The sequence below is a fragment of the Pseudomonas sp. 102515 genome, from assembly GCF_031085165.1.
In the GTDB taxonomy this organism is placed as follows: domain Bacteria; phylum Pseudomonadota; class Gammaproteobacteria; order Pseudomonadales; family Pseudomonadaceae; genus Chryseomonas.
Map to the genome: position 1 here is coordinate 633,132 of NZ_JAVHTY010000002.1, position 26,482 is coordinate 659,613.

A 26,482-nucleotide genomic window follows, 5' to 3' on the forward strand; every position below is an offset into this window, starting at 1 on the left:
CTCCTTCAGCGAGCGAAGGAATGGCGTCGACCTTTTCTGGCTATAGTGGGCATTCTCACCACAGCGCGGCGGAGCCACAACCGAAGATTCCGCCGCCTATGCCGGAAGATCCTGAATGAATCACCGCCGCCTGACGCCTTCCATGTCGCTGCTGCTGGCCTTCGAGGCGGCGGCGCGCCACGAGAGCTACACCCGGGCGGCCGAGGAGCTGTCGCTGACCCAGAGCGCCGTCGGCCGCCAGGTGCAGGCCCTGGAACAGTTGCTGGGGCTGACGCTGTTTCGCCGCGAGGGCCGGCAGATCGTGCTCACCGATGTCGGTCGCGCCTACAGTCGCGAGCTGGGCCTGGCGCTCGGGCAGATCCGCAGCGCCACCCTGCAGGCCATGGCCTTCGCCTCCGGGCAGGGCACCCTGCGCCTGGCGGTGCTGCCGACCTTTGGTTCCAAGTGGCTGCTGCCGCGCCTGGGCAGGTTCTACGCCGCCCACCCCGGCATGCTGGTACACCTGCATTCGCGCATCCAGGCGGTGGACTTCGCCGCCAGCGAGATCGACGCCGCCATCAGCGTCGGCAGCGGCGATTGGCCAGGGCTCCGTGCCCATCCGCTGCAAGCCGAGCACCTGGTGGTGATCGCCAGTCCAATGACCCTGGCCGACCTGCCGGACGCGCGCCCCGCGACCCTGGTCGGTCAGCTGCTGCTCGGTGTGGCCAACAATCCCCAGGCCTGGGGCGAGTGGTTCCGGCATCACGAATTACCGCACCGGGCGATGCGGCCGGGGCCGAGTTTCGAGCTGACCTCGCACCTGATCCAGGCGGTGCGCGCCGGCATCGGCATCGGCCTGGTGCCGCGGGTGCTGGTGGAAGACGAACTGGCCCAAGGCGAGTTGCTGGCCTGCGGTCCGGCGCTGGTCAGCCGACGCAGCTATTACCTGGTCTATCCGCCACGCAACGAGGGGCTGCCGTCGCTGCAGGCCTTTCGTCAGTGGCTGCTGGCCGAGATCCACGAAGGAGAGGGGCAGCCATGAGCAAGCCGGGTCAGCGGGTACTGGCCGCGCTGCGGCAGATGATTCTCTCCGGCGAGCTCGCCGCGGGCGAGCGGCTGGCGGAGATCCCTACCGCCGAACGCTTCGCCGTGTCGCGCATGCCGGTGCGCCTGGCCTTGCGCACCCTGGCCCAGGAGGGCTTGCTGGAGAGTAGCGGCGCCCGCGGCTATCGGGTGCGGGCCTTGACGGGCGCGGATCTGGAGGGTGCAGTGGAGGTGCGCGGTGTACTGGAGGGTCTGGCCGCGCGCCAGGCGGCCGAGCGCGGCCTGGATGCGGCTACACGCGCCACGCTGGAGGATTGCCTGCGCCGTGGCGATCGGCTGTTCGCCAAGGGCCACGTGCTACTTGAGGATCTGGAGGAATACCACGATCTCAACCGGGCCTTTCACCAGGCCATCGTCGCGGCCAGCGGCAATTCGGCCATCGCCCTGGCCCTGGGCCGCCACGAGCACCTGCCCTTCGCCTCGGTGAGCGCGCTGGCGGTGGATGCCGAAAATCTCGAGCGCGAATACCGCCGCTTCAACTTCGCCCACCTGCAGCACCATGCGCTGTTCGACGCCCTGGTGCGCGGCCAGGGCGCCCGCGCCGAAGGCATCATGCGCGAGCACGCCCAGGCGACCCTGGGCTATGCGCGCTGGTTTGGCGGGGAAGAGGGTGAGGCGGGGGCGATGAAGGTGCTGGTGTAGCGGTATGGCGCTCCGTCACCCTAGCCCTCTCTCAAAGGGAGAGGGGATAGGTTGGTGCTCGCTAAAGGTCTAGGACCAGCCGCTCGCCCTTGGCGCGGGAGCAGCAGGGGGTGAAGCGATCGTTGGCGGCGTGCTCGGCCTCGGAGAGAAAGAGGTCGCGGTGCTCGGGTTCGCCGGCCAGCACCGGGGTCAGGCAGGTGCCGCAGAGGCCCTGGCCACAGGACACTGGCAGGACGACACCCAGGTCCGCCAAGACCTCGACCACGCTGCGCTCGGCCGGTACCTGCACACGGCGCCCGCTACGCGCCAGCTCCACCTCGAAGGGGCGTTGCTCGCCCTGGGCGGCGGGATCGGCGGCGAAGTATTCGCGATGGATCTGGCCGGGTTGCCAGCCCTGGGCCTGGGCGGCGTCCACCACCGCGGCCATGAAGCCCCCGGGACCGCAGACATAGAGATGGTCGTCCGGTGCCGCCGGGCCGAGCAGGTGCTGGAAATTGGGTCGCAGCGCCGGGTCGTGCTGGTTGAAATGCACCTTGACCTGCTCGGCATAGGGCCGCGCCTTGAGCCAAGGGATGAAGGCCGCGTGCTCGCGGTCGCGCACCAGATAGCGCAGGGTGAAACGCGCCCCCTGCTGATGGAGCTGTTCGGCCATGGCCAGGAGCGGGGTGATGCCGATGCCTCCGGCCAGCAGCTGGGTGCGGCGCGCGCTCGGCACCAGGGCGAACAGATTGCGGGGCTCGCTGACCTGCAGGCGATCGCCCACTTGTAGGCGATGCATGGCCTGGGAGCCGCCGCGGGAGTCGGGGACGAGCAGCACGGCGATGCGATAGCGGCTCGGGGCGGGTTCGGGCGTGGCGCACAGCGAATAATGGCGCACCAGGCCGTCGTCCAGGATGAGTTCCAGATGGGCGCCGGCGGCGAAGCCGGGCAGGGGGCCGCCGTTGGCCCGGGCCAGGTCGAAGGCCAGGATGGTGGGCGCCTCGCGCTGCACGGCGGTGACGATCAGGTCGAGCATGACTGTCTCCTAGGCGATCTGCCGGACCGGGATGCCGTTGGCGGCCTGTTCGGCGGCCAGCAGGCGGTCGATGATCTGCCGCGACTGCACGCCGCCGGCATCGATGTTGAGCTTGAGCAGGCCGCGCTCCGGATAGCGCAGCAGGTTCCGCTGCTGGCGTTCGAGCATCTCCAGGTCTTCGCCGAAGATCTTGCCTTGGCCTTCGCGGATGCTGGCGGTGAGCTCGGCATCGTCCGGCTTGAAGTTGCGCGCCATGCCCCAGAAGTACCAGATGGAGGTCTCGGTCTCGGGGGTGATGAAGTCCACCACCACGCTGGCGGCCTTGACCGCCGCCGGCGCGTCGTAGCCGCCATGGCCGGCATGGGCCACGCCCACCTCGATCATCACGTGGCTGGGCGGAGTGAAGCGGCAGATCTGCCAGCGATCCACCGGGACGTCGTCGGCCAGGCCATTGCCGCGCAGGGCCATGCGCCAGAAGGGCGGGGCGGAGATGTTTTCCATGTGCCGGCTGGTGATGACCTCGTCGCCTTCGACGCGGGTGGCCGGCGGCGCCTCGTCGATCTCCTTCTGGCCGATGCTGGAGGCGTGGACATAGGTCTCGTGGGTGAGATCCATGAGGTTGTCGATCATCAGCCGGTAGTCGCACTGGATGTGATAGAGGCCACCGCCATAGGCCCAGTCGGGACTCTCGGCCCATTCCAGGTGGGGGATCAGCGCCGGATCGGCCTTGGCCTGATCACCTGGCCAGACCCAGATGAAGCCATGCCGCTCGACGGCGGCATAGGGGCGTACCGCGGGAAAGACGCCGACCCGCTGCCCCGGCATGCCCAGGGTCTTGCCACCGCAGCCCATCTCCAGGCCGTGATAGCCACAGACCAGGGTGCCGTCGCGGACGAAGCCTAGGGACAGTGGCGCGCCGCGGTGCGGACAGAAGTCTTCCAAGGCCACCACCTGGCCGTTGGCATCACGATAGAAGACCAGGGGTTCGCCACAGATCTGACGACCGAGGGGCTTGTCTTGGACTTCGTCGGGGGTACAGGCGACGTACCAGGCGTTCTTCGGGTACATGAGCGGGACCTCTTGTTGTTGTCTATTGGATCCAATGGTTATGACGGTTAACCTTTCCTGTCAACGGCATTCGCCATATGAAGGCCCTCTCAGGACGAATGGCATTACGGGTGTGGCGCCCGTTCCTGCTCGATTGGATCCTGTTTGCCCAGACGTCCCTCTCGTTCCCCCGCATCGTTCACGCCTGGCAAAATAGTTAATTGACGTAACTAATTCCCTGGCGTAGCTTCAGCCCCATACCCACCCAACAACAAGAGGCACACGCCATGGGCAGTTACGACGGACGCTGGCAGACGGTCAAAGTGGACATCGAGGACGGTATCGCCTGGGTGACGCTCAATCGTCCGGAAAAACGCAATGCCATGAGTCCCACCCTCAACCGCGAGATGGTCGAGGTGCTGGAAACGCTCGAGCAGGACGCCAGTGCCGGCGTGCTGGTGCTGACCGGCGCCGGCGAGGCCTGGACCGCGGGCATGGACCTCAAGGAATACTTCCGCGAGACCGATGCCGGCCCCGAGATCCTGCAGGAAAAGATTCGCCGGGAAGCCTCCCACTGGCAGTGGAAGCTGCTGCGCATGTACGCCAAGCCGACCATCGCCATGGTCAACGGCTGGTGCTTTGGCGGCGGCTTCAGCCCGCTGGTGGCCTGCGACCTGGCCATCACCGCCGACGAGGCCACCTTCGGCCTGTCCGAGATCAACTGGGGCATCCCGCCGGGCAACCTGGTGAGCAAGGCCCTGGCCGATACCGTGGGCCATCGCACCGCCCTCTACTATGTGATGACCGGCAAGACCTTCAGCGGTCCCGAGGCCGCGGCCATGGGCCTGGTCAACCAGAGCGTGCCGCGCGCTCGGTTGCGCGAGGTGACCACCGCCCTGGCGCGTGAGCTGCTGGACAAGAATCCGGTGGTGCTACGCGCCGCCAAGGTCGGCTTCAAGCGCTGCCGTGAGCTGACCTGGGAGCAGAACGAGGACTACCTCTATGCCAAGCTCGACCAGTCGCGGCTGCAGGATCCGGAAGGCGGTCGCGAACAGGGCATGAAGCAGTTCCTCGACGACAAGAGCATCAAACCGGGTCTGCAGACCTACAAGCGCTAGATCGCCACCGCCCCACGCACAACAACAAGAGGTCGCGTCATGGTCGAAGTTTCCCTGCTCATCGGTGGCGTCAGCCGCCCGGCCGGCGACGGTCGCAGCTATCGGCGTCACCATCCGGTGACCGGCGCGGTGGTCTCCACCGTGGCCGCCGCCACCCTGGACGATGCCGACGCCGCCGTTGCCGCGGCCCAGGCCGCCTTTCCCGCCTGGGCCGCGTTGCCGCCGGGCGAACGCCGTCGCTGTCTGCTGGCCGCGGCCGATGGCCTGGCGGCGCGCAGTAGCGAATTCGTCGCCCTGGCCGGGGAGACCGGGGCCATGGCCAACTGGTACGGCTTCAATGTCCACCTGGCGGCCAACATGCTGCGCGAGGCGGCGGCCATGACCACCCAGATCCAGGGCGAGGTCATTCCTTCCGATATCCCCGGCAGCTTCGCCATGGCGCTGCGCCAGCCCTGTGGCGTGGTGCTGGGCATCGCGCCCTGGAACGCGCCGGTGATCCTGGGTACCCGGGCCCTGGCCATGCCCCTGGCCTGCGGCAACACCGTGGTGCTCAAGGCCTCGGAACAGAGCCCCGGCGTGCACCGGCTGATCGGCCAGGTGCTGCAGGACGCCGGCCTGGGCGACGGCGTGGTCAACGTCGTCACCAACGCCCCGGAAGATGCCCCGGCCATCGTCGAAAGGCTGATCGCCAACCCGGCGGTGCGGCGGGTCAACTTCACCGGTTCCACCCGGGTGGGTCGGATCGTTGGCGAGCTGGCGGCGCGCCATCTCAAGCCGGCCGTGCTGGAACTGGGCGGCAAGGCACCGCTGCTGGTGCTAGAGGATGCCGACCTGGATGCCGCGGTCGCCGCGGCGGCCTTTGGCGCCTACTTCAACCAGGGGCAGATCTGCATGTCCACCGAGCGCCTGCTGGTGGACAGCCGCATCGCCGACGCCTTCGTCGAGCGCCTGGCGGCCAAGGTGCGCACCCTCAAGGCCGGTGATCCGAGTGCAGCCGATTCGGTGCTGGGCTCGCTGATCGACGCCAGTGCCGGGACCCGCATCAAGGCGCTGATCGACGACGCCGTGGGCAAGGGCGCCCGGCTGGTCTGCGGTGGCGGACTCGACGGCAGCATCCTGCAGCCGACCCTGCTGGATGGCGTCACCGCCGAGATGCAGCTCTATGCCGAGGAATCCTTCGGACCGGTCGCGGTGGTGATCCGTGCCGAGGGTGACGAGGCCCTGCTGCGCCTGGCCAACGACTCCGAATTCGGCCTTTCGTCGGCCATCTTCAGTCGCGACACCGCCCGTGCCCTGGCGCTGGCCCAGCGGGTGGAGAGCGGTATCTGCCACATCAACGGCCCCACGGTGCATGACGAGGCGCAGATGCCCTTCGGCGGCGTCAAGTCTAGCGGTTATGGCAGCTTCGGCTCACGGGCCTCCATCGACCATTTCACCCAGTTGCGCTGGGTGACGCTGCAGACGGGGCCGCGCCACTACCCGATCTGATCCGCGTCCGCCGTCCCTCGCTCCTGTCGCGACAACAATAAGAGGCGCCTCCGGGCGCCAGCCCAGAGGAGAATTCAAGGTGAGTCACGTCACGTACACCCGCGCGCCCGCCGATCAGCCGCTGCGCTATCGCCCGGTGACCCTGGGACAACCCGGCGTCACCGTGGAAGAGCGGGGCGGACTGCTCTACATGGCCTCCCAGGAAGCCCTGACGCCACCGCCGCCACGACTGCTGGATCGCCTGCTGCACTGGGCCGAGGTGGCACCGAGCCGCACCTTTTTCGCCGCCCGCGAGGCGGGCGGTGCCTGGCGCGAATTCTCCTATGGCGAGATGCTGCAGCGGGTGCGCCAACTGGCCGCCGCGTTGCTGGAGTTCGGTCTCTGTGCCGAGCGTCCGCTGGCGATCCTCTCCGGCAACGACCCCGAACACCTGCAGCTGGCCATGGCGGCGCTCTATGCCGGCATTCCCTTCTGCCCGGTATCGCCCGGCTATGCGCTGCTGTCCCAGGACCACGCCAAGCTGCGCCATGTCTGCGGCCTGCTGCAGCCGGGGCTGGTGTTCGTCAGCGATGGCCCGGCCTTCCAGAAGGCGCTGGACGCCGTGCTGCCCGCCGACGTACCGGTGATCGCGACCCGCGGCCAGGTGCAGGGTCGCAGCACCCTGGCCTTCGCGGCGCTGCTCGCCCGCGGTGAACTGGCCGCGGCCGAGCGCGCCTTCGCCGCGACCGGGCCGGACAGCATCGCCAAGTTTCTCTTCACTTCGGGTTCCACCAAGCTGCCCAAGGCGGTGACCACCACCCAGCGCATGCTCTGCGCCAACCAGCAGATGCTGTTGCAGACCTTTCCGGTGTTCGGCGAAGAGCCGCCGGTGCTGGTGGACTGGCTGCCCTGGAATCACACCTTCGGCGGCAGCCACAACCTGGGGATCGTGCTCTACAACGGCGGCACCTTCTACCTGGACGAAGGCAAGCCGACGCCCCAGGGCTTCGGCGAGACCCTGCGCAACCTGCGCGAGGTGTCGCCCACCGCCTACCTCACGGTGCCGCGCGGCTGGGAAGAGCTGGCCAATGCCCTGGAGCGCGACGCCGAGTTGCGCGGGCGCTTCTTCGCCCGCATGCGACTGTTCTTCTTTGCCGCGGCGGGGTTGTCGCAAAGCGTCTGGGATCGCCTGGATCGCATCGCCGAGGCCCACTGCGGCGAACGCATCCGCATGATGGCCGGCCTGGGCATGACCGAGGCCTCGCCCAGTTGCACCTTCACCACCGGACCGCTGTCAGTGGCCGGCTACGTCGGGGTACCGGCGCCGGGTTGCGAACTCAAGCTGGTGCCGGTGGACGGCAAGCTGGAAGGGCGCTTCCGCGGCCCGCACATCATGCCCGGCTACTGGCGCGATGCCGCCCAGACCGCCGCCTGCTTCGACGAGGAGGGCTTCTACTGCTCGGGCGATGCGCTCAAGCTGGTCGATCCGGCCAATCCACAGCTGGGCCTGATGTTCGATGGCCGCATCGCCGAGGACTTCAAGCTGTCGTCCGGAGTCTTCGTCAGCGTCGGCCCCCTGCGCAATCGCGCGGTGCTGGAGGGCACGCCGCTGGTGCAGGACGTGGTGGTGGCCGCGCCGGATCGGGAGTGTCTGGGACTGCTGGTCTTCCCGCGCCTGGCGGATTGCCGGCAACTGGCCGGGCTGGACGACGGCGTCGATGCCGCCACGGTGCTGGCCAGCGCCCCGGTGCACGACTGGTTCGCCGCCTGGCTGGGGCGTCTCAATCGCGAGGCCTCGGGCAACGCCAGCCGCCTGGAATGGATCGCCCTGCAGGAAGAGCCGCCATCCGCCGACCGCGGCGAGATCACCGACAAGGGCTCCCTCAACCAGCGCAACGTCCTGACCCATCGCGCCGAGCGGCTGGACGCCTGCTACCGGGGAACGGCGCCGCTGTTGATCAGGGCGTGAGGTGGCGGCGGGGGTACTTGTCCCGATGCTCGGTCGGAGAGAGAAGGCGTCTAGCGCCTCGGGTTGCGGCTAAGCGAAGCCCAGGCCTCCCAGGCGCCAGCGTTTCTCAACTCTTACGACGTTTGGTTTCCGGCTGCCCCGTGCCATACAACGGCTTACCCCCCAGGCTACGGGTCAGTTCGTCGGCAGCTTCGCGCAAGATCGGGTAGAGGCTCTCGGCGCGCTCCAGGTTGAGACGATTTGCGGGCCCCGAGATCACTACCGCGCCCAGTAATTCTTCTTGGGCATCGTAGATGGGTAGCGCCACTGAGGCGGCATGAGGATCGGTAGCGCCGCAGGAGTAATAGGGATCGATACCGGCCTCGGCCACCTCGTAGGGAGTCTGCAGAGCCAGGGCACCGGCCGCCTTGTCCATCGGCCGCATGTCACCGGGCTGCAGGTGCAGGCGCAGACGATGCGGGGAGTTCACGCGGTATTGACAGAGGCGGTAGGCGCCGTGTCTGACGTAGTAGGAGGCGGTTTCCCCACTTTCGTTTGTGAGGTGCTCCAGCCGCGGCATGATGTGGCGGCCCACATCGTGGGAGTCCTGGTAGACGGCATTGAGGCGCACTACCTCGCTGGCCAGGATGTAGTTGCCGTCGGCGAGACGGGTGACCAGGCCATACTTCTCCAGCGATACCACCAGGCGCATGATTGTGCTCTTGATCAGGCCGGTACGGCTGGCCAGTTCGGCAAGACTCAAGGCAGCGTCTCCAACGCGAAAGGCAGTGAGAACAGTCAAGACGCGGTCCGCGGAAGCGACCCCGGAAACGCCTGGGCGAGGACGGGTTGTGTTCAACTCAAGTTCCTGAATGGGTAGCTATCACTCCATTATCCGCTAGCGTCCGTGCATCGCCTAGAGAGTCGCTCGTGTCAGTCGCTCGGGTGGCCTGGCGAGGCATGGCTCAATTGGGTCCGGGTGTTTCCGTCCGGCTCAAACGATGACCAAGACGGGTCCTGCAAAGATTTCCTCCGTCGTCTGCATGGCGATCTGGAGCATCGACCCTGTTCAATAAAAAATATCATTCTAAAAACTTAAGATGATCTTTCTCGGCGTCAGCCATCGAATCTTGAAGAAGCTGGAACTTAGGCTCCTCTGTCTTTTCTGGTTACGAATTCTCCTAGAATCATGAATCTTGACTGCTCGTTTATGAAATGGCATTGCATTATCTTGGTTTTGCGGTGAGGGCTCTTGCTGGCGTTCCCACGCAGGGGAGCCAGCTGGCCAGGGTACTCGGCGCCTTGGGGCGCCTGACGAGGTGCCCGTCCATACCAACAAGAACAACAGAGAGCTATCCATGACCAAGACCGCGAGCGCTGTACTGGCCTCTTTCCTGGCGCTGTCCCTCGGCTCTGCCACCGCGCAGGCCGCCTGGCCGGAAGACCGGCCGATCGAATTCCTGGTCGCCTATGCCCCCGGTGGTAGCACCGACGTCATGGCGCGTGCCATGCAGCCCTATCTGGAGAAACGCCTGGGCGCGAAGATCGTCATCGTGAACAGGCCGGGTGCCGCCGGTGAGATCGCCTACACCATGCTGAGCAAGGCGAAGCCCGATGGCTACACCTTCGCCTTCATCAATACCCCCGGCTTCTTGAGCACCCGCGTGCAGCGCAAGGTCGGCTACGACCCAGCGAAGATCCGCCCCGTGGCGCGCATCGTCGACGATCCCACAGTGCTGGCGGTCCCCAAGGATTCCTCCTACAAGACCCTGGCCGACTTCACCGCGGCCGCCAAGGCGGCGCCTGGCAGGTTTTCGGTCGGCACCTCCGGCGTCGGCACGGATGACCACCTGATGATGGTGGAGCTGCAACAGCTGACCGACATCAAGCTCACTCACGTACCCTTCAGTGGCGCCTCCGAATCCCGTACCGCCCTGATGGGTGGCCATATCAGTGCGGCCGGGCAGAACATCAGCGAGATGAACGCGGACGACGACTTCCACGTGCTGGCGCAATTCTCCGCCGAGCGCATGCCGCAGCAGCCCAATCTACCTACTGCCAAGGAGCAGGGCGTGGACCTGGTCATGACCTCCGAGCGGGGCATCGCCGCTCCGTCGGGAGTGCCCGAGGCCATCGAGCAGCGGATGGCGCAGGCCGTGAAGGAAGTGATCGAGGATCCGGCCTTCGTCAAGCAGGCCGGGGACCTGTCGCTGCCGCTGGCCTATTTGTCGGGTGAGGATTGGGCCGCCCAGATGCCGGCACAGCTCGCCGGCTACCAGAAGCTGTGGAGCGTCTCGCCATGGGTGCAGTGACGCGCGCGGTGCGTGGTAGCCGACCCGACTTCCTCGCCAGCGCCATCTTCATCGGCCTGGGCGCGCTGGTGCTCTGGTCGTCGAAGGATCTGCCGTTCGGCAGTGCGGCCATGATGGGGCCGGGCTATCTGCCGGTGCTGGTCGGCTCGCTGGTGATTATCCTCGGCATCGCCATCGGCCTGCTGGGGCTGTGGCAGCGGGCGGAGCCGATCGCGGCCGTGCAGCTAAGGCCCCTGTTGATCCTGCTGGCGTCCGTGGGCGGCTTCGCCCTGGCGGCCGAGTACGCCGGCTTCATCGTCGCGGCGGCCGGGCTGGTGATCTCCGGCAGCATGGCCGACCGCGAGTGGCGGCTGCGCGAGGTGCTGATCTCCAGCGTGGTGCTGACCCTGTTCGGCGTGTTGGTCTTCATTTATGGACTGGATGTCCAGATGCGTGTGGGGCCTTTCTGATGGAGATCTTCGACGCGCTCTACCTGGGCTTCTCCGAAGCCATGAGTCCGACCAACCTGGCGTTCTGCCTGATCGGGGCGCTGCTCGGGACCCTGATCGGCGTGCTGCCTGGCATCGGGCCCACGGCCACGGTGGCGATCCTGCTGCCGATCACCTATTTCCTGCCGCCGCTGGCCGCTCTGATCATGCTGGCGGGCATCTTCTACGGTGCCCAATACGGTGGCTCGACCACGGCGATTCTGGTCAATCTGCCGGGCGAGGCCTCGGCCGTGGTCACCGCGCTCGACGGCCACGCCATGGCCAAGCGGGGGCGGGCGGGTGCTGCCCTGGCCACCGCCGCCCTGGCGTCCTTTTTCGCCGGCACCGTTGCCACCGTGGCCCTGGCGGTGGCCGGCCCTGTGCTGTCGCGCTTCGCCCTGTCCTTCGGGCCGGCGGAATACGTGGCGCTGACCGTGTTCGGTCTGCTGGCGGCGACCATCCTGGCCAGCGGCTCGGTAATCAAGGCGGTCGGCATGGTCTGCTTGGGACTGCTGCTCGGGATGGTGGGCATGGATGTCAGCAGTGGCACCACGCGCCTGACCTTCGGCTCCACCGATCTCTATGACGGTATCGACTTCGTGGTGATCGCTGTGGGCCTGTTCGGCATCGCCGAGATCGCCGTCAACCTCGAATCCCGCGAAGCGCGCGGCACCCTGGCCGGCAAGATTACTCGGCTGTGGCCCACGCGTGAGGACTTCCGCAAGGCCTGGCCGGCCACCCTGAGGGGCACGGCGTTGGGGACCTTCCTGGGCGTCTTGCCGGGCGGCGGTGCGACCCTGAGCGCCTTCAGTGCCTATTCGCTGGAAAAGAAGGTCTCGAAGACGCCGGAGCGATTCGGCACCGGGATGGTGGAAGGCGTCGCCGCGCCCGAGTCGGCCAACAACGCCGGGGCCCAGTCGTCCTTCATTCCGCTGTTGACCCTGGGCATTCCGTCCAACTCGATCATGGCCATGATGCTTGGCGCCATGATGATCCACGGTATCACCCCCGGTCCCTCGGTGATCACCCACCAGCCCGCGCTGTTCTGGGGCCTGATCGCCAGCATGTGGATCGGCAACCTGATGCTGCTGGTCATCAACCTGCCGCTCATCGGGGTCTGGGTGCGATTGCTGCAGGTACCGTATCGGCTGCTGTTCCCGGCGATCCTACTGTTCTGCTGTGTCGGGGTCTACAGCGTCAACAACCGCGGCTTCGACGTCGCTCTGGTGATCATCTTCGGCTTGCTGGGCTATCTGTTCCGCAAGGCGAAGTGCGAACCGGGCCCGCTGTTGCTGGGCTTCGTTCTCGGACCCTTGCTGGAAACCAATCTGCGGCGCGCCCTGGTGATCTCCCAGGGTGATCCGGCCGTACTGGTCCAGCGGCCGATCAGCGCCACCCTGTTCGCCGCCTCGGCCATCCTGCTGGTGATGATGGTGTTGCCGGCATTTCGCCGGAAGCGGGAAGAGGCGTTCCAGGAGGAAGAGGCCTGAGGGGGAGGGCGCCGGACCTAGGCCGGCGCCCCAGGACCTTTCACGCTAGCGACAGGCGACGGCGAAGGCCTGCTCGAGGGTATCGAGCAGGGCACTCTCGGAGTCCTGCTTGCGCCGCGCCATGGCGAGTTGACGAGTAGGGGCTGAGACGCCGAGGGACACCTCGCGCACCGCGTAGCTGTCCAGCTGTTCCGGGCGCAGCCGGGGTAGCACCGAAACACCCAGGCCTAGGCCCACCATGGCGATGATGGCATCGGCGCTGGGTACGTCCAGCAAGGCCTCGCGCTGGGGCACCAGGGCGTCGACGAAGCAGGCCGCCAGCCGGCCGACGACCAGCTTGCGATCCAGCCGCAGCCAGGGATAACGCCGCAGGTAGTGCTCCGGCTCTTGGTGCTCAAACTGCGCCGGGACGACCAGCACCAGCGGCTCGCGGAGCAAGTCCTGCCAGTGCAGGCGGGCCGACCCGCCACCAGGTGGCCTGACCAGAATGGCCGCATCCAGGCGATCCGCCTTCAACGCCCCGATCAGCTCGGGCGTATTGGCTCTTTCCAACTGCAGGGTGATGCCCGGTGCGCGCCGCTGGAGTTCAACGACCGCCTTCGGCAGCAGGGTGGTCAGGATCGAGCCCGTCACCCCCAGGCGGACGCGACCGGTCAGCGGCTGGGCGCGCTGATTGCGCAGGCCTTCGATGTCCGCCAAGGGGCGAGCCAGCGTATCGAGCAGCTGTACCGCGAAAGGGGTGGGCTGTACCGCACGCCCCGAGCGATCGAACAGCGCCTGGCCGAAGTAGGCTTCGAGCTGCTTGATCTGCAGGCTGACTGCACTAGGGGTGAGATTCACCACCTCCGCGGCCGCCGCGAAGGAGCCGCAGGCGATCGCTGCCTGCAGGGTGGCGAAGGCTTCGAGTTTCATGAGGATTTCTCGTCTTTGGATCGACAAAGAATAACTTTTCTTCGCCGACAGGCTGCCTATGCTGGCCAAAAACGACAGGACCCTCGGCATGCCACAGACACTGAGATTGCAAGACTATCCCTTGGCTTCCCATACGCTGCCCAAGGGTGGTGACGGCTACCGGATACCCCGGCGGCTACACCCCATCCTGTCGCTGGACGACTTCGAGGTGGCTGCACGCCGCCTCCTGCCCAAGCCGCTCTTCGCCTATGTCAGCGGTGGCGCGGAACAGGGGAAGTCGCTGCGTGACAACCACGCCGGCTTCGACCGTTATGCCTGGGTCCCGCGTGCCTTCACCGATACCTCGACGCGCAGTCTCGACACCAGCCTGTTGGGGCAACGCTACAGCGCGCCTTTCGGCATCGCGCCGATGGGCATCAGCGGACTCACCGCCTTCGAAGGCGATCTCATCCAGACCCGGGCAGCCCGGGAGGCCAATATTCCGGCGATCATGAGCGGCTCATCACTGCTGCCCATGGAGACCGTGGTGCAGGCCAATCCGGATGCCTGGTTCCAGGCCTATGTGCCGGGCGAGGATGCCAAGATCCTCGCCCTCCTCGACCGCGTCCAACGCGCCGGCTTCAAGACGCTGGTGGTCACCGCCGACGTACCGGTATCGGCCAATCGAGAGAATCTGATCCGGGCGCGTTTTTCCACCCCGCTCAAGCCGGATATGCACCTGGCCTGGCAAGGCCTCACCCATCTGCATTGGTTGCTGGGCACCGCGCTGAAAACGCTGCTGCGCCACGGCATGCCGCACTTCGAGAACTCGGGCGTCGGCCGCGGCGCGCCTATCCTGTCGGCGAACGTCATGCGCGATTTTGGCGCCCGCGATCACCTGAGCTGGCGGCACCTGGAGCTGATCCGCCGCCACTGGCCGGGTACCCTGGTGGTCAAGGGCATCCTCGCGCCGGAAGATGCCGTGACGGCCAAGGAATACGGGGCGGAGGGCGTCATCGTCTCCAACCATGGTGGGCGCCAGCTGGATGGCAGCATCGCGCCCCTCGCCATCCTGCCGCAGGTGGTGAAGGTGGTGGGGCCGGACTATCCAGTAATGATCGACAGCGGCTTTCGCCGCGGCAGCGACATCCTCATGGCGCTCGCCCTGGGCGCGACCTTCGTCTTCATCGGCCGACCGATGAACTATGCCGGAGCCGTGGGCGGGCAGCCCGGCATCAAGCATGCGATCGGCATCCTGGCGACGGAGGTGGCGCGCAACATGGCGCTGCTGGGTATTCAGAGTCCCAGCGAGGTCCGTCGCGACAGCCTCAGGATCGTGCGCTAACCACGGCTGGTCAGCTAGTTAATGAAAGGCGGTAGGTGTCCATCGCTGTGCCACTGAACAGGGCTTCACGGTCGGTCTGACGCCAGCCCTGTGTCAGGCGCTTGAAGGCGTTCCACAGCACCCCGTAGGAGAACATGCCCTTGTCCACGGGGAAGTTGCTTTCGAACAGGCAGCGTTCGGCGCCAAAGGCCTCCACGCAGGTCAGCACATAGGGTCGCCAGCGCTCGGCCAGTTCGGCCGAGGTGGGCGGGGTGGCGCGCTCGTCGAAGGCGAAGCCGGCGACCTTCATGCCCAGGCCGCCCAGCTTCAGGCGCAGGTTGCGGCAGCTGGCCAGCTCCCGGATGGCCAGGGACCAGGCCTGGAACACCTCCTGGCGTTGGGGCGCATAGGGTCCGGCGCCGAGCGGGCCGCCGAAATGATCGAGCACGATCGGCTGTTCGGGGAATTTACGGGCGAGGGTCAGGACCTCTTCGAGCTGGGTGTGGTACGCCCAGATATCCAGTGAAAGCTCATGGCGGGCGAGACAGGCCACGCCTGCACGAAAGCGCTCATCCATGAGGACTCCCGCCGGCGGTGGCCGCGGATTGGACACCAGGCGTGGATCCGGATGCCAGGCGGTGGCGTTGCGGATGCCACGCAGGCGCCCGCCGCTGCGCGCCTGCATCTCTTCCAAGACCGGGACGATCCGCTCGCCCTGGCAGAGATCGGCGCCGGCGACGATGGCGGCGCAGAGCCGGCTCTCGCCATAGAGACCGCTGGCGCTCTGGGCCGCGATGCCGGCGGCGAATTCCACTTCCCCCACGGCATCGAAGGGCGCGGCCCTGTCCGCGCTGTACATCGACCGGCACTGCACATAGACCGAAGCCAGGATGCGATGGCCGCCCTTGGTATCGGCCAGGTACTCGGGCAGCAGGTAGCGCTGGCCGGGCCGGTCCCAGAGGTGGTGATGGGCGTCGATGATCGGCAGCTCGGGTTCCAGGATCGGTTCCTGCACCTGGGCCAACCAGTCTTCGCGAACCGGGGCATGGGGCGAGGCTGGGGCGTCAGCCATGACGACGGCTCCGGGAGCTTCCCTTGGGCGTGGAGCGGTGGCTCAATTCTGCATGCCCCAGCGGCGGACCGTGAGCACCTCGATGCTGCGGAACACCAGGCCTTCCACCACCAGGCCGATGATGATCACCATCAGCAGACCGGCGAAGACATTGGAGGTCTCCAGGGCGTTGCGGTGCTGGAAGACGTACCAGCCCAGGCCGCCCGAGTTGCCGGAAACGCCGAACACCAGCTCGGCGGCGATCAGGGTGCGCCAGGCGAAGGCCCAGCCGATCTTCAGACCGGCGAGAATCGAGGGCACCGCCGCCGGGATCAGCACCTTGGCCACCAGGCGGATGCCACGCAGCCCGTAGTTGCGCCCGGCCATGCGCTGGGTCTGGCTGACCGAGAGGAAGCCCGAGTAAGTGTTGAGCGCCACCGCCCAGAGCACCGAGTGAACGATGACCAGCATCAGGCTCTGTACGCCGAGACCGAACCAGAGCATGGCCAGCGGCAGGATGGCGATGGCCGGCAGCGGGTTGAACATGGCGGTGAGGGTGGCGAGGATATCGGTGCCGACCCGGCTGGATACCGCCAGGGTGGTCAACAGCATGGCCAGGGCGATGGCCAGGCCGTAGCTCACCATGAGTACCTTGAGCGAACTGAGCACGGCGAGGGGCAGGGCGCCGTTGACCAGATCGGTCCACAGCGCCACGACGGTCTCGCTGAAGGTCGGGAACATCAGGGGGTTGTCCAGATAGCGGGCATAGAGTTCCCAGATGATGGCCAGCGCGATCAGCACCAAGGTGCGGCGCACGCCGGCCTGGGCGAATAGGCGCTCGGCCAGCCCGAGGCGCCGGGCGATGTCGCCGACGTGACCGGGGGCGACGGGGGTGTATTCGAGGTCCGGGCGGGGTTGCAGGGCGACGGCGGGCTTAGTCATGGGCGGTCTCGCTGGCGTTGGGGCCGAACAGCATCTGGCTGATGCGGTTGTGGAAGGCGGTGAAGCCGGCGGCGCCCTGCTGGCGGAAGCCGTACTGGCTGGCGTCGAGCTCGGCGCGGACCTGGCCCGGATGGGGGCTGAGCACCAGGATGCGCGAGCCGAGCAGGATGGCCTCCTCGATGGAGTGGGTGACGAACATCAAGGTGAAGGGCGACTGTTCCCAGAGGCCGAGCAACTCCTCCTGCATGCGTCGCCGGGTCAGGGCGTCGAGGGCGGCGAAGGGTTCGTCCATCAGCAGGATGGCCGGCTCCATGGCCAGGGCGCGGGCGATGGCCACGCGTTGCTTCATGCCGCCGGAGAGCTGGTGCGGATAGGCGTCGACGAATTTCTCCAGGCCCACCTTGACCGCGGCGGCCCGGGCCCGGTCGCGCAACTCGGCGGCGGGGAAGCGCCGGGTTTCCTGGAGCGGGAAGAGGATGTTGCCCAGCACGGTTTTCCAGGGCATCAGTTGATCGAATTCCTGGAACACCATCATGCGATCCGGACCGGGTTCGCGCACGTCCTGGCCATGGAGGCGGATGTGGCCCGCCGCCGGTTCGAGGAAGCCGGCCACGCTCTTGAGCAGGCTGGATTTGCCGCAGCCCGAGGGGCCGAGCAGGATGAAGCGATCGTATTCGCGGACCGCGAAGGACACCTGGTGGGTAGCGGTGATCAGCTGTTCGCGGGTCTTGTATTGCAGGGTGACCTCATCCACCTGCAACAGGCAGGCGGCGCTGGCGGGTGTGGCGGCTGGTGCAGCTTGCTGGGCGGTATTCATTTCAATTGCCCTCGCCGCTGGCCACGGGTTCGAAGAACAGCTGCTGCCAGCGCTGGGGCGCTTCCTTCAGAGCGCCGCTGCTGACCATGAAGTTGGCCAGCGCCATGACGCCGATGGGCTGCACCGACCACTCGCTACTGACGCCGCGCAGCATGTCCTCCACTTGGTCGAGGCTTAGGCTGGAAGGCTCGGACTGCAGGAAAAGTTCGGCGGCCTTGCGCGGCTCGGCCTTGATGAAGTCCTGGGCCTGGCCGATGGCGGCGACCACTGCGGCGCTTAGTTTTGGGTTGCGCTTGACGAACTTGCCGGTGGTGGTCAACACCCCGCTGGTCATGCGCAGGTCGAGCTCCTTGGCGAAGTCGAACAGCTTGGTGACCCTGGCGTCCTTGGCCAGCAGATAGCTGTAGGGGTTAGGGCCGATGTAGCCGGTGATCCCGGCCTTGTTGAGCAGGCTGGCGGTGGCGTCGGGATGGGGCAGGGCCACCATCAGATTGTCCAGCTGGTGCGCCTGGCCCGGGCCGAAGGTGCGCTCGGCGGCCATCTGCAGCAGCAGGGCCTGCTGGCCGGTGGGAGAGCTGACGGCGATCTTCTGGTCGGGCTTGAAGTCCTTGAGCGACTTGATCGCGGGATCGTTGACGAACAGGGCATTGTCGCCGGCCACCAGGGCGCAGAGGGCGCGGATGTCCAGGGACTTCTGGGTCTTCTGCCAGGCCACCAGGGTACCGGGCAGGCCGTAGCCGCCAATGTCGATATTGCCGCTGATCAAGGCGTCGTTGATGGCGGGCGAGCCACTGATGCGCTTGATCTCGAACTGGGTGTCGGGCTGGCCGGCAGCCTTGGCCTGCTCGCGAAAGAAGCCCAGCTTGTCGGCCAGGGTCACCGGCAGATAGGCATAGCCGTATTGGATGGCCAGGGTGACCTGGGGCTGTTCGGTTTGGGCCTGAGCGGGGAGGACGGTAGCCAAGGTAAGGCTGGCGGCCAGGCCCAGGAAGCGGGCGAGCTGGCGCAGGGCGGGGCGGGACGAGCGGCCGGACGGCTGCGGCATGGCGTTCTCCTTGTTATTTTGAAATGCCATTTCTTTTAAGGAGTATTTAGAAAAGCTGTATCTGTCAAGCAGCCTGGGATATTCAACCCCTGGTATCTGAAAACTTTTGCTTGCAATTGGCCTTAAGTGTTTTATTTTTGCAACGGCATTTCGTTAAAAATAAAATTGCGAGGTCCCTTTCTGCGGGGCTTCAGCCTCTCTCAGGTGCCTGGTCATGAGCTTTTTCGCTGCGCCGCCAACGATCCAAACGTCCATCTTCACCCGCCTGCCCGAGCGCTATCGCCAGCCGAAGCGTACCGCCTGGGCCGATGCCAATCGCCAGGGCCGGGCCATCGATTCCTTTCTGGAAGGGCCCTCCTTCGATCGCCAGGGCAATCTCTATGTCACCGACATCCCCAATGGGCGCATCTTTCGCATCGACCCCAGGGGCGAGTGGGAACTGGTCTGCGAATACGACGGCTGGCCCAACGGCCTGAAGATCCACCGCGATGGGCGCATCTTCATCGCCGACTACAAGCGCGGCATCCTGCAACTCGACCCGCTGCGCGGCGAGGTGGAGACGGTGCTGGGCAGCGCCGGTTCGGAGGGCTTCAAGGGCGTCAACGACCTGGTGTTCTCGCCGGCCGGTGATCTCTATTTCACCGACCAGGGGCAGACCGGTCTGCAGGACGCTAGCGGCCGGGTCTATCGCCTGGGCGCCGATGGCCAGCTCAGCTGCCTGCTGGCGACGGTGCCCAGCCCCAACGGCATCGTCTTCGATCCGCGCCTCAATCACCTGCTGGTGGCGGTGACCCGGGCCCAGCAGGTCTGGCGCATTCCCCTGGGCAACGGCCCGCTGATCGGCAAGGTCGGCGTCTTCGCCCAGCTGCATGGCGGCCTGGGCGGCCCCGATGGCCTGGCGCTGGACGAGGAGAGCAATCTCTACATCGCTCACACCGGCTTCGGCTCGGTGTGGCAGCTCTCGCCGGTGGCCGAACCCCTGGCGCGCCTGCGCTCCTGCGCCGGCATCAGCAACACCAACCTGGCCTTTGGCGGCCCCGAAGGACGCAGCCTGTTCATCACCGAATCCGAAACCGGCAGCATCCTGCGGGTTGAGACCGCAATACGGGGGCTACCGCTGTTCTCCCATCTCTAGGCCGCGCTCAGGCGGTCCTGTCAGCACCACAACAACTACAACAGAGGTTACCCATGAACCAGACCCAGACGGGTATGCAGCCGCCTTTGACCGATGCCGAGGGTGAGCAACTACTCGGGCGTGCCCTGTGGCGCATCCTGCCGTTCATCTTCGCCTGCTATGTAATCAGCTATCTGGATCGCACCAACGTCGGTTTCGCCGCCATCAGCATGAACAAGGACCTGGGCCTGACGGCAACGATGTTCGGGTGGGCGGCCGGCTTGTTCTTCTTTGGCTACTTCATCTTCGAGATTCCCAGTAACCTGCTGATGCAGCGCTTTGGCGCGCGGATCTGGATCGCCCGGATCATGATCAGCTGGGGCCTGATCTCCATGGCCACCGCCTTCGCCACCGGCCCGGTCAGCTTCAGCATCCTGCGCTTCCTGCTGGGAGTGGCCGAGGCCGGTTTCACCCCGGGGGTCTATCTCTATTTCACCTACTGGTTCCCTGGGAAGTGGCGCGCCAAGGCGACCGCGGCCTTCCTGCTCGGCATCCCGACCGCCAACATCATCGGCTCTCCGCTGTCGGGCTTCCTGTTGGACATCCACGACTTCATGGGCCTGAAGAACTGGCAATTCTTGCTGGTGGTGGAAGCGCTGCCGGCGGTGCTGCTGGGCATCCTCTGCCTCTTCGTACTGGTGGATTCGCCGGCCAAGGCACGCTGGCTCTCGACCCGCGAGCGTACCTGGCTGACCGAGCGACTGGCCCGCGAGCAGCGCGAGATCGGCGCGGCCCATGGCTCCACCCTGCGTGATGCCTTGACCAATCCCAAGGTGTTCATGCTGGCCGCCATCAACTTCTGCGGCATCGTCGGCTCCGTGGGGATCGGCATCTGGATGCCGCAGATCATCAAGAGCCTGGGCATGCAGAACACTACCGTGGGGCTGGTGGCTACCATCCCCTATATTCTCGGCGCCGTTGCCATGACGCTCTGGGCGCGGCAGGCCAATCTGAGTACGCACCGGCTGCCCTATGTGGCAGGCGCCCTGGGGCTTGCCGCGGTGGGTCTGATAGGCGCCGCGCTCTCGGCCGATCCGCTGCTGCGCATGTCCTGCCTGAGCGTGACGGTGGCCAGCATCCTGTCCTTCCAGGCGACCTTCTGGGCCATTCCCTCCAGCTTCCTGACCGGTCGGGCGGCAGCGGGTGGCTTGGCGTTGATCGTCTCCATCGGCAACCTCGGCGGCTTCGTCGGGCCCTTCGCCATCGGCCTGGTCAAGGATGCGACCCAGAGTTACTCCGGACCCTTCTATGTGGTGGCTTCGGTACTGGCGCTGGGCGTCGTCATGATGCTCTGGCTGGGCGATCCGAGTCGTCGGGCGCCGCTCAAGGCCGGTGGCGAGGCGCCGCTGCGCACCTGAGTCTGTTTGAGTTACGAAGAAGGCGGTCAGGAGCCGCCTTCTTCTTGTGCGGGCCTGGCACCGGTCCCGGGTGGCGTTGCCGGCGGCAGGCGCAACGAGGGCGATGGGCGTTCGCTGTAGTCCTTACTCACGAAGGATATGGGCTGCTGTCGCTCGCTGAAGACGACTAGCGCGACCGCCCGAACGCTTTGGTCCAGCCAGGCTATCCAGGCACTCGCTGATAGGTAAGGGAATCGGGCGTCGCGATCGCACCGCGTGGCATTACTGGGTCCTGAATGCAAAACGCCCGCTGCGGGCAGCGGGCGTTTCGGGGGCTAGCGGTCCAGCCCGTGCTCGGGCTGGACTGGAGGAAGACTAGGGCAGGGCGCAGCCCTTCTTCTTGAGCGATTCCAGGACCCAGCTGCGATCGTTGGTGCCTTCGGCGATCTGGCACATCTGCTTCTCTTCGGCGGCATGCTTGGCGCTGGCGCGGTCGTAGACCTCGGCGACCTGGTCGTAGGGTACGCAGAGCAGGCCATCGTCATCGCCGATGACCAAGTCGCCCGGCTCGATGACCATGCCGTCGATGGCGATGGGCACGTTGATCTCGCCCGGGCCGTCCTTGTAGGGGCCGCGATGGGAGATGCCGGCAGCGAACAGGGGGAAGTCGCCCGAACCGATGTTGGCGGCATCACGGATGGCGCCGTTGATGACGATGCCGGCCACGCCGCGCTTGATGGCATAGGCCACCATCATCTCGCCGATCAGGGCATTGGTCAGGTCACCACCAGCATCCACCACGATGACGTCGCCCGGCTCGGCGATGTCCAGGGCGTAGTGCAGCATGAGGTTGTCACCCGGGCGCGCCTTCACGGTCAGCGCCGGACCGGCCAGCACGCCCTGGCGATGCATGGGGCGCAGGCGCGAGCCGCCAGCGGTCATCCGGTTCATGGAGTCGCTGACGTTGGCGACCGGGACTTCACGGTAGCGCGCGACCCAGTCCGCTGCGACCTTGCGTTGGGCATTGAGAACTCTGAATCCGATGGTCATGGGCATTTCTCTTGTGGGCTTTGTTGGATGCCGCTGAAGCGGGTAATGAATTTTTAGAATGGCATTTCTTTTTTTTAGATTCAACGGGTTGATTGGCGATATTGGATTCCATTCTACGCTGCTTATTGCAACGCTATTCTATTGTGCTAAGGTCAAAGCCTGCCTTTTTGGCTGTCCGCTCGGCGGACCTCGTCATAACAACAAGGGATTACCCACATGACCCGCACCCTGCTCCTCACCGGCCCCGCACTCGCTCCCGACGCCATGGCCCTGGCTGCCGCCCACAGCATCCGCGTCGTGCCGACTCAGCCCTACATGCCCCATGACGAACTGGTCGCGCTGATCCGCCAGGAGCAGCCCGACGCCATCATCGTCCGTCAGGGCAAGCTGACCCGCGAGATGATCGAGGCCTCGGCCAAGCTCGAGATCATCGCCAAGCACGGCGTCGGCTACGACACCATCGACCTGCAGGCCGCCGCCGACCGGGGGATTCCGGTCACCATCGCCCTGGGCGCCAATGCCCAGTCGGTGGCCGAGCACGCCTTCGCCCTGATGTTCAGCGTGGCCCGGCAGACCGCCTGGTTGGATGCGCGGATGCGCGCCGGGCACTGGGACAAGACCCAGGCCAACGGCACCGAGTTGTTCGGCAAGACCCTCGGCCTGGTGGGCCTGGGCGCCATCGGCAGCGTGCTGATGGACCTGGTGGCGCCGCTGCGGATGCAGGTCCGGGTCTACGATCCCTATCTCCAGACCCTGCCCGTGCGTGACCACGTGCGTCGTGAGGAAAGCTTCGACAACTTGTTGGCCGAGTGCGACATCATCAGCCTGCATTGCCCGCTGACCGAGGCCAACCGCCACCTCTTCGGTGCCGCCCAGTTCGCCCGGATGCGTCCCGGCAGCCTGCTGATCAATACCGCCCGCGGCGAGTTGATCGACACCCAGGCGTTGGTTGCAGCCCTGCGCGACGGCCAGATCGGCGGTGCCGGCCTGGATACCTTCCACCCCGAACCGCCGCCGGCCGACAGCGCCCTCTGGGGCCTTACCAACCTGGTCGCCACGCCGCATGTGGGTGCCAACACCACCGAGGCCCGCGACCGGGTCGGGCTGGTGGCGGTGCAGCAGGTCCTTGATCACTGGAACGGCAAGGCGGTGGAAACCCGCGCCGTGGTCAATCGTCACCTGATCGCGGCCTGATCGCGCTCCAACGCGGGCGGCGCCGATTCCATAGCCGCCTGCTGCATCTATCTCCACAACAATAAGACGGAGAGCCTGCATGACTACCTCCACGCCCGAGATCAGCGAACTGGAACGCGCGACGATGCGCCGTGTCGCCTGGCGCATCCTGCCGTTCCTGATCGTCTGCTACCTCATCGCCATCATCGATCGTGGCAACATCGGCATGGCCTCGCTGCAGATGAACCAGGATCTGGGCCTGACGCCCGCGATCTTCGGCTTCGCCAGCAGCCTGTTCTTCTTTTCCTATTTCCTCGTGGAGGTGCCGAGCAACCTGGCGCTGCAACGCTTCGGCGCGCGCATCTGGATCGCCCGGATCATGATCACCTGGGGTCTGATCTCGGCCGGTACCGCCTTCGTCCAGGGCGCCAATTCGCTGTACGTGATGCGCTTCCTGCTGGGCGCTGCGGAAGCCGGCTTCTTCCCTGGGGTGCTGCTGTACCTTACCTACTGGCTACCCTCCAACTATAGAGCGCGGATGGTCGCCATCTTCATGGTGGCGATACCAGGCGCCAACTTCCTCGGCTCGCCGCTTTCGGGCCTGCTGTTGAGCCTGGATGGCTGGATGGGCATGCGTGGCTGGCACTGGCTGTTCATCCTGGAAGGCATCCCAGCGGTGCTGCTGGGCATCGCCTGCCTGTTCGTGCTCACTGACCGCCCGGAACAGGCCAGGTGGCTGAGCGACGAGCAGCGCAGCTGGCTGACGCTCAAGCTGGCCGAGGAGCGCGGGCGCAAGACCAGCATCGGCCATATCTCCTTGTGGCAGCTGCTCAAGCACAAGGATATCTGGGTGATGGCGCTGATCTATTCGGGCGCCTCGGCGGCCGGCAGCACCATGAGCGTCTGGGCGCCGCAATTGCTCAAGTCCTTTGGCCTGTCCAACCTGGAGGTCGGCCTGACCAACGCCATTCCCTATGGCCTGGCCTCCGTGGCGATGGTCCTCTGGGGCCGCAGCTCGGATCGGACCGGCGAGCGTCGCTGGCACACCTCGCTCACCATGCTGTTGATCGCGGTGGGTCTGTTGGCGGGCATGTTCACCTCGTCGCTGGCCGCCACGGTGATCCTGCTGAGCCTGGTGCTGATCGGTGCCTATTCGATGAAGGGGCCGTTCTGGGCACTGGCCTCGGGCTGGCTGTCGTCCTCTACCGCCGCGGCGGGCCTGGCCGCCATCGGCGCCCTGGCCAACCTCATCGGCGGCGGGGTGATGGTCAACGTCTATGGCGCCATCCATGGCGCCACTCACAGCCATGCCCTGGCGGTACTGCCGCTGGCCACCCTGTGCGCCATCAGCGGCCTGCTGGTGTTGGTCATGGGGCGTAAGGCCATGCGCGCCAAGGCCGAAGCCCAGGCCGCACCGGTCAACGCCGGCTAGCGCCGGTCACGGCTGGCCCGCTCGGGCCGGCCGTCCTTTCGAGGAATCCTCCATGACCTTCAATCGTCGGCGCTTCCTGCAAGCGAGCACCCAGACGGGTGTCGCCCTGTGCCTGTTCAACACCCTGGGCGCCCAGGCCGCCACAGCCTTTTCCAGTATCCAGACGGCGCCCCGGCTCAAGGCGCCGGCCGGCAGCGTCGACTGCCACATGCACCTCTACGACGACCGTTACCCGGCAGCGCCGGGCGCCAAGCTGCTGCCGCCCAACGCCTCCCTGGACGACTATCGCCAGCTGCAGGCCTTGCTGGGGCTGCACCGGATGGTCATCGTCACGCCGTCCACCTACGGCACCGACAATCGCTGCCTGCTCGACGGCCTGGCGCGTAGCCAGGGCCAGGCCCGGGGCGTGGCAGTCGTCGACCGGAGCATCACCGATGCCCAGTTGCAGGACCTGCACAAGGCCGGGGTGCGCGGCATCCGCTTCAACCTCAGCTACGGTGGCGCCGACCTGGCCGATCTGGAGCCCCTGGCGGCACGGGTCGATGAGCTGGGCTGGAATGTCCAGGTGGTCGCGCCAGGCAATCAACTGGTGGAGTTGGAGAGCCGGCTGCAACGGTTGCCAGCGCGGCTGGTGATCGATCATATGGGCCATGTGCCCCAGCCGGAAGGCGTGAATTCCCAGGCCTTCGCCGTCGTCACCCACCTGCTGGACGGTGGCCGTACCTGGGTGAAACTGTCGGGGCCCTACATTCGCTCGCGCAGTGGCCCGCCGGAGTACGCCGACGTGGGCACGGTGGCCCGGGAGCTGGTGCGGCGCCATCCCGAGCGGCTGCTGTGGGGCAGCGACTGGCCGCATCCCACGATGGCGACCGGTAACAAGCCGGACGACGGCCACATCTTCGACCTGCTGGCCGACTGGGCTCCGGATGAGCAGATACGCAACGCCATCCTGCGCGATAACCCGGTCAGTCTGTACGGCTTCTGAAGGGCCGTATCTCAGCGGCTGCCGGCGGCCCTCACCCCAGCCCCCTCCCCAAGGGAGAGAGGGCGCTAAGGCAGGGCTGTGGGTGGTGGTCACATCGTAGGTTGGCGCTGAGCGCAGCGAAGCCCAACAAAACCGCTACCTCTTTCAGCTCCCGCTTGACCAGCCCCCGCTACCCCAGCTCCCCATTGAGCTTGCGCAGCAGGCGCAACAGCTCGGCCCGCTCGGCATCCTCCAGCGGGGCACTGGCGGCGCGGTCGCTGGCGGCGGCGCGCTCCTTGAGTTCACCGACCAGGGCGCGGCCCTGCTCGGTGAGGTGCAGGGCGTAGGCGCGGCGATCCTGGGTGCCGCGCACCCGCTCGGCCAGGCCCTGGCGTTCCAGCTTGTTCAGCAGCAGAACCAGTTGGGGCGGCTCGATGGCCAGGCGCCGCGCCAGGTCGGCCTGCATCAGGCCGGGTTCCTGTTCGAGAATCACCAGGGCGGTGAACTGTGCAGGGCGCAGGTCATAGGCGGCCAGGCTGTCCACCAGGTGCTGGAACATCTTCATCTGGGCGCGGCGCAGGGCATAGCCTACGGCGGTGTCCAGCCAGGGAGTGGCGGCAGGGTCCAGGGGCGTGGCGTCGTCAGGGGAACTCATCGGCGGGAAGGGCTTCCGTCGGAGATGGCGAGAGGAGG

At 66.4% G+C, this 26,482-nt stretch carries 24 protein-coding genes; 14 read left to right on the forward strand and 10 right to left on the reverse strand.

The window, feature by feature from the left end:
• The first annotated feature begins 115 nt into the window (after window positions 1–115).
• Window positions 116–1,021 carry a LysR substrate-binding domain-containing protein gene (locus RCF34_RS09920; RefSeq protein ID WP_308708002.1) on the forward strand — a complete coding sequence of 302 codons (906 nt, stop codon included), beginning with the start codon at window positions 116–118 and terminating at the stop codon, window positions 1,019–1,021.
• The gene (locus RCF34_RS09925) at window positions 1,018–1,725 is read left to right on the forward strand and encodes a GntR family transcriptional regulator (protein WP_308708003.1); all 708 of its coding nucleotides are present in this window, start codon (window positions 1,018–1,020) and stop codon (window positions 1,723–1,725) included. The genes RCF34_RS09920 and RCF34_RS09925 overlap by 4 nt, the downstream gene beginning before the upstream one ends.
• A 61-nt stretch (window positions 1,726–1,786) precedes the next feature.
• Here the strand turns inward: RCF34_RS09925 and RCF34_RS09930 are convergent, their stop codons facing one another.
• Both RCF34_RS09930 and RCF34_RS09935 read right to left on the reverse strand, forming a co-directional pair.
• Window positions 1,787–2,740, reverse strand: a complete 954-nt coding sequence (locus tag RCF34_RS09930; protein WP_308708004.1) for a PDR/VanB family oxidoreductase — start codon at window positions 2,738–2,740, stop codon at window positions 1,787–1,789.
• Between the two features lie 9 nt (window positions 2,741–2,749).
• Window positions 2,750–3,808: an aromatic ring-hydroxylating dioxygenase subunit alpha gene (locus tag RCF34_RS09935; protein ID WP_308708005.1), complete on the reverse strand. Its 1,059-nt coding sequence runs from the start codon at window positions 3,806–3,808 to the stop codon at window positions 2,750–2,752.
• A 266-nt stretch (window positions 3,809–4,074) separates the two neighbouring features.
• Between RCF34_RS09935 and RCF34_RS09940 the strand changes: the two genes are divergently transcribed.
• The 3 genes from RCF34_RS09940 to RCF34_RS09950 all read left to right on the forward strand — a co-directional run bounded on the left by RCF34_RS09940 (window position 4,075) and on the right by RCF34_RS09950 (window position 8,341).
• Window positions 4,075–4,905, forward strand: coding sequence for a p-hydroxycinnamoyl CoA hydratase/lyase (locus RCF34_RS09940; protein ID WP_308708006.1), 831 nt, complete (start codon window positions 4,075–4,077; stop codon window positions 4,903–4,905).
• A gap of 39 nt (window positions 4,906–4,944) precedes the next feature.
• Complete coding sequence (locus RCF34_RS09945) at window positions 4,945–6,393, forward strand: aldehyde dehydrogenase (protein ID WP_308708007.1); 1,449 nt, start codon at window positions 4,945–4,947, stop codon at window positions 6,391–6,393.
• 79 nt (window positions 6,394–6,472) lie between these two features.
• Window positions 6,473–8,341, forward strand: coding sequence for a feruloyl-CoA synthase (locus tag RCF34_RS09950; protein WP_308708008.1), 1,869 nt, complete (start codon window positions 6,473–6,475; stop codon window positions 8,339–8,341).
• A gap of 106 nt (window positions 8,342–8,447) precedes the next feature.
• On the opposite strand, the gene RCF34_RS09955 is transcribed toward RCF34_RS09950, so the two are convergent.
• Window positions 8,448–9,179 (reverse strand): helix-turn-helix domain-containing protein, encoded by a 732-nt coding sequence (locus RCF34_RS09955; RefSeq protein ID WP_308708009.1) that lies wholly within the window; start codon window positions 9,177–9,179, stop codon window positions 8,448–8,450.
• Window positions 9,180–9,678: 499 nt separating this feature from the next.
• On the opposite strand from RCF34_RS09955, the gene RCF34_RS09960 reads away from it, so the two are divergent.
• Genes RCF34_RS09960 through RCF34_RS09970 form a run of 3 tightly spaced genes read left to right on the forward strand, consistent with a single transcriptional unit; the run spans window position 9,679 to window position 12,589 of the window.
• Window positions 9,679–10,632, forward strand: coding sequence for a tripartite tricarboxylate transporter substrate binding protein (locus RCF34_RS09960; RefSeq protein ID WP_308708010.1), 954 nt, complete (start codon window positions 9,679–9,681; stop codon window positions 10,630–10,632).
• Complete coding sequence (locus tag RCF34_RS09965; protein WP_308708011.1) at window positions 10,620–11,081, forward strand: tripartite tricarboxylate transporter TctB family protein; 462 nt, start codon at window positions 10,620–10,622, stop codon at window positions 11,079–11,081. Before RCF34_RS09960 ends, RCF34_RS09965 begins: the two co-directional genes overlap by 13 nt.
• A complete protein-coding gene (locus RCF34_RS09970) occupies window positions 11,081–12,589 on the forward strand; it encodes a tripartite tricarboxylate transporter permease (protein WP_308708012.1) in 1,509 nt (502 codons plus the stop codon). The genes RCF34_RS09965 and RCF34_RS09970 overlap by 1 nt, the downstream gene beginning before the upstream one ends.
• A gap of 45 nt (window positions 12,590–12,634) precedes the next feature.
• Here RCF34_RS09970 and RCF34_RS09975 read toward each other — a convergent pair whose 3' ends face one another.
• Window positions 12,635–13,501, reverse strand: coding sequence for a LysR family transcriptional regulator (locus tag RCF34_RS09975; protein WP_308708013.1), 867 nt, complete (start codon window positions 13,499–13,501; stop codon window positions 12,635–12,637).
• 121 nt (window positions 13,502–13,622) lie between these two features.
• Here RCF34_RS09975 and RCF34_RS09980 point away from each other — a divergent pair, with 121 nt between their 5' ends.
• Window positions 13,623–14,825: an alpha-hydroxy acid oxidase gene (locus tag RCF34_RS09980; RefSeq protein ID WP_308708014.1), complete on the forward strand. Its 1,203-nt coding sequence runs from the start codon at window positions 13,623–13,625 to the stop codon at window positions 14,823–14,825.
• A 10-nt stretch (window positions 14,826–14,835) separates the two neighbouring features.
• Here RCF34_RS09980 and RCF34_RS09985 read toward each other — a convergent pair whose 3' ends face one another.
• Genes RCF34_RS09985 through RCF34_RS10000 form a run of 4 tightly spaced genes read right to left on the reverse strand, consistent with a single transcriptional unit; the run spans window position 14,836 to window position 18,659 of the window.
• Entirely contained in the window at window positions 14,836–15,876 is a 1,041-nt protein-coding gene (locus RCF34_RS09985) for an amidohydrolase family protein (protein ID WP_308708015.1), read from the reverse strand.
• Window positions 15,877–15,918: 42 nt separating this feature from the next.
• Window positions 15,919–16,797 (reverse strand): ABC transporter permease, encoded by an 879-nt coding sequence (locus RCF34_RS09990; RefSeq protein ID WP_308708016.1) that lies wholly within the window; start codon window positions 16,795–16,797, stop codon window positions 15,919–15,921.
• Window positions 16,790–17,614 (reverse strand): ABC transporter ATP-binding protein, encoded by an 825-nt coding sequence (locus tag RCF34_RS09995; RefSeq protein WP_308708017.1) that lies wholly within the window; start codon window positions 17,612–17,614, stop codon window positions 16,790–16,792. The genes RCF34_RS09990 and RCF34_RS09995 overlap by 8 nt, the downstream gene beginning before the upstream one ends.
• 1 nt (window position 17,615) lies before the next feature.
• Window positions 17,616–18,659, reverse strand: coding sequence for an ABC transporter substrate-binding protein (locus RCF34_RS10000; RefSeq protein WP_308708018.1), 1,044 nt, complete (start codon window positions 18,657–18,659; stop codon window positions 17,616–17,618).
• A 214-nt stretch (window positions 18,660–18,873) separates the two neighbouring features.
• On the opposite strand from RCF34_RS10000, the gene RCF34_RS10005 reads away from it, so the two are divergent.
• Both RCF34_RS10005 and RCF34_RS10010 read left to right on the forward strand, forming a co-directional pair.
• Window positions 18,874–19,794: an SMP-30/gluconolactonase/LRE family protein gene (locus tag RCF34_RS10005; protein ID WP_308708019.1), complete on the forward strand. Its 921-nt coding sequence runs from the start codon at window positions 18,874–18,876 to the stop codon at window positions 19,792–19,794.
• Between the two features lie 53 nt (window positions 19,795–19,847).
• Window positions 19,848–21,191, forward strand: a complete 1,344-nt coding sequence (locus RCF34_RS10010; protein WP_308708020.1) for an MFS transporter — start codon at window positions 19,848–19,850, stop codon at window positions 21,189–21,191.
• Between the two features lie 354 nt (window positions 21,192–21,545).
• On the opposite strand, the gene RCF34_RS10015 is transcribed toward RCF34_RS10010, so the two are convergent.
• Window positions 21,546–22,220, reverse strand: coding sequence for an RraA family protein (locus RCF34_RS10015; protein ID WP_308708021.1), 675 nt, complete (start codon window positions 22,218–22,220; stop codon window positions 21,546–21,548).
• A 216-nt stretch (window positions 22,221–22,436) separates the two neighbouring features.
• On the opposite strand from RCF34_RS10015, the gene RCF34_RS10020 reads away from it, so the two are divergent.
• From RCF34_RS10020 to RCF34_RS10030, 3 genes are all read left to right on the forward strand, one after another.
• Window positions 22,437–23,414 carry a hydroxyacid dehydrogenase gene (locus RCF34_RS10020; protein ID WP_308708022.1) on the forward strand — a complete coding sequence of 326 codons (978 nt, stop codon included), beginning with the start codon at window positions 22,437–22,439 and terminating at the stop codon, window positions 23,412–23,414.
• Window positions 23,415–23,493: 79 nt separating this feature from the next.
• Window positions 23,494–24,825 (forward strand): MFS transporter, encoded by a 1,332-nt coding sequence (locus tag RCF34_RS10025; RefSeq protein WP_308708023.1) that lies wholly within the window; start codon window positions 23,494–23,496, stop codon window positions 24,823–24,825.
• A gap of 52 nt (window positions 24,826–24,877) precedes the next feature.
• Window positions 24,878–25,810, forward strand: coding sequence for an amidohydrolase family protein (locus RCF34_RS10030; RefSeq protein WP_308708024.1), 933 nt, complete (start codon window positions 24,878–24,880; stop codon window positions 25,808–25,810).
• Window positions 25,811–25,979: 169 nt separating this feature from the next.
• Here the strand turns inward: RCF34_RS10030 and RCF34_RS10035 are convergent, their stop codons facing one another.
• Window positions 25,980–26,444, reverse strand: a complete 465-nt coding sequence (locus RCF34_RS10035) for a MarR family winged helix-turn-helix transcriptional regulator (RefSeq protein WP_187978910.1) — start codon at window positions 26,442–26,444, stop codon at window positions 25,980–25,982.
• Window positions 26,445–26,482: the final 38 nt, after the last annotated feature.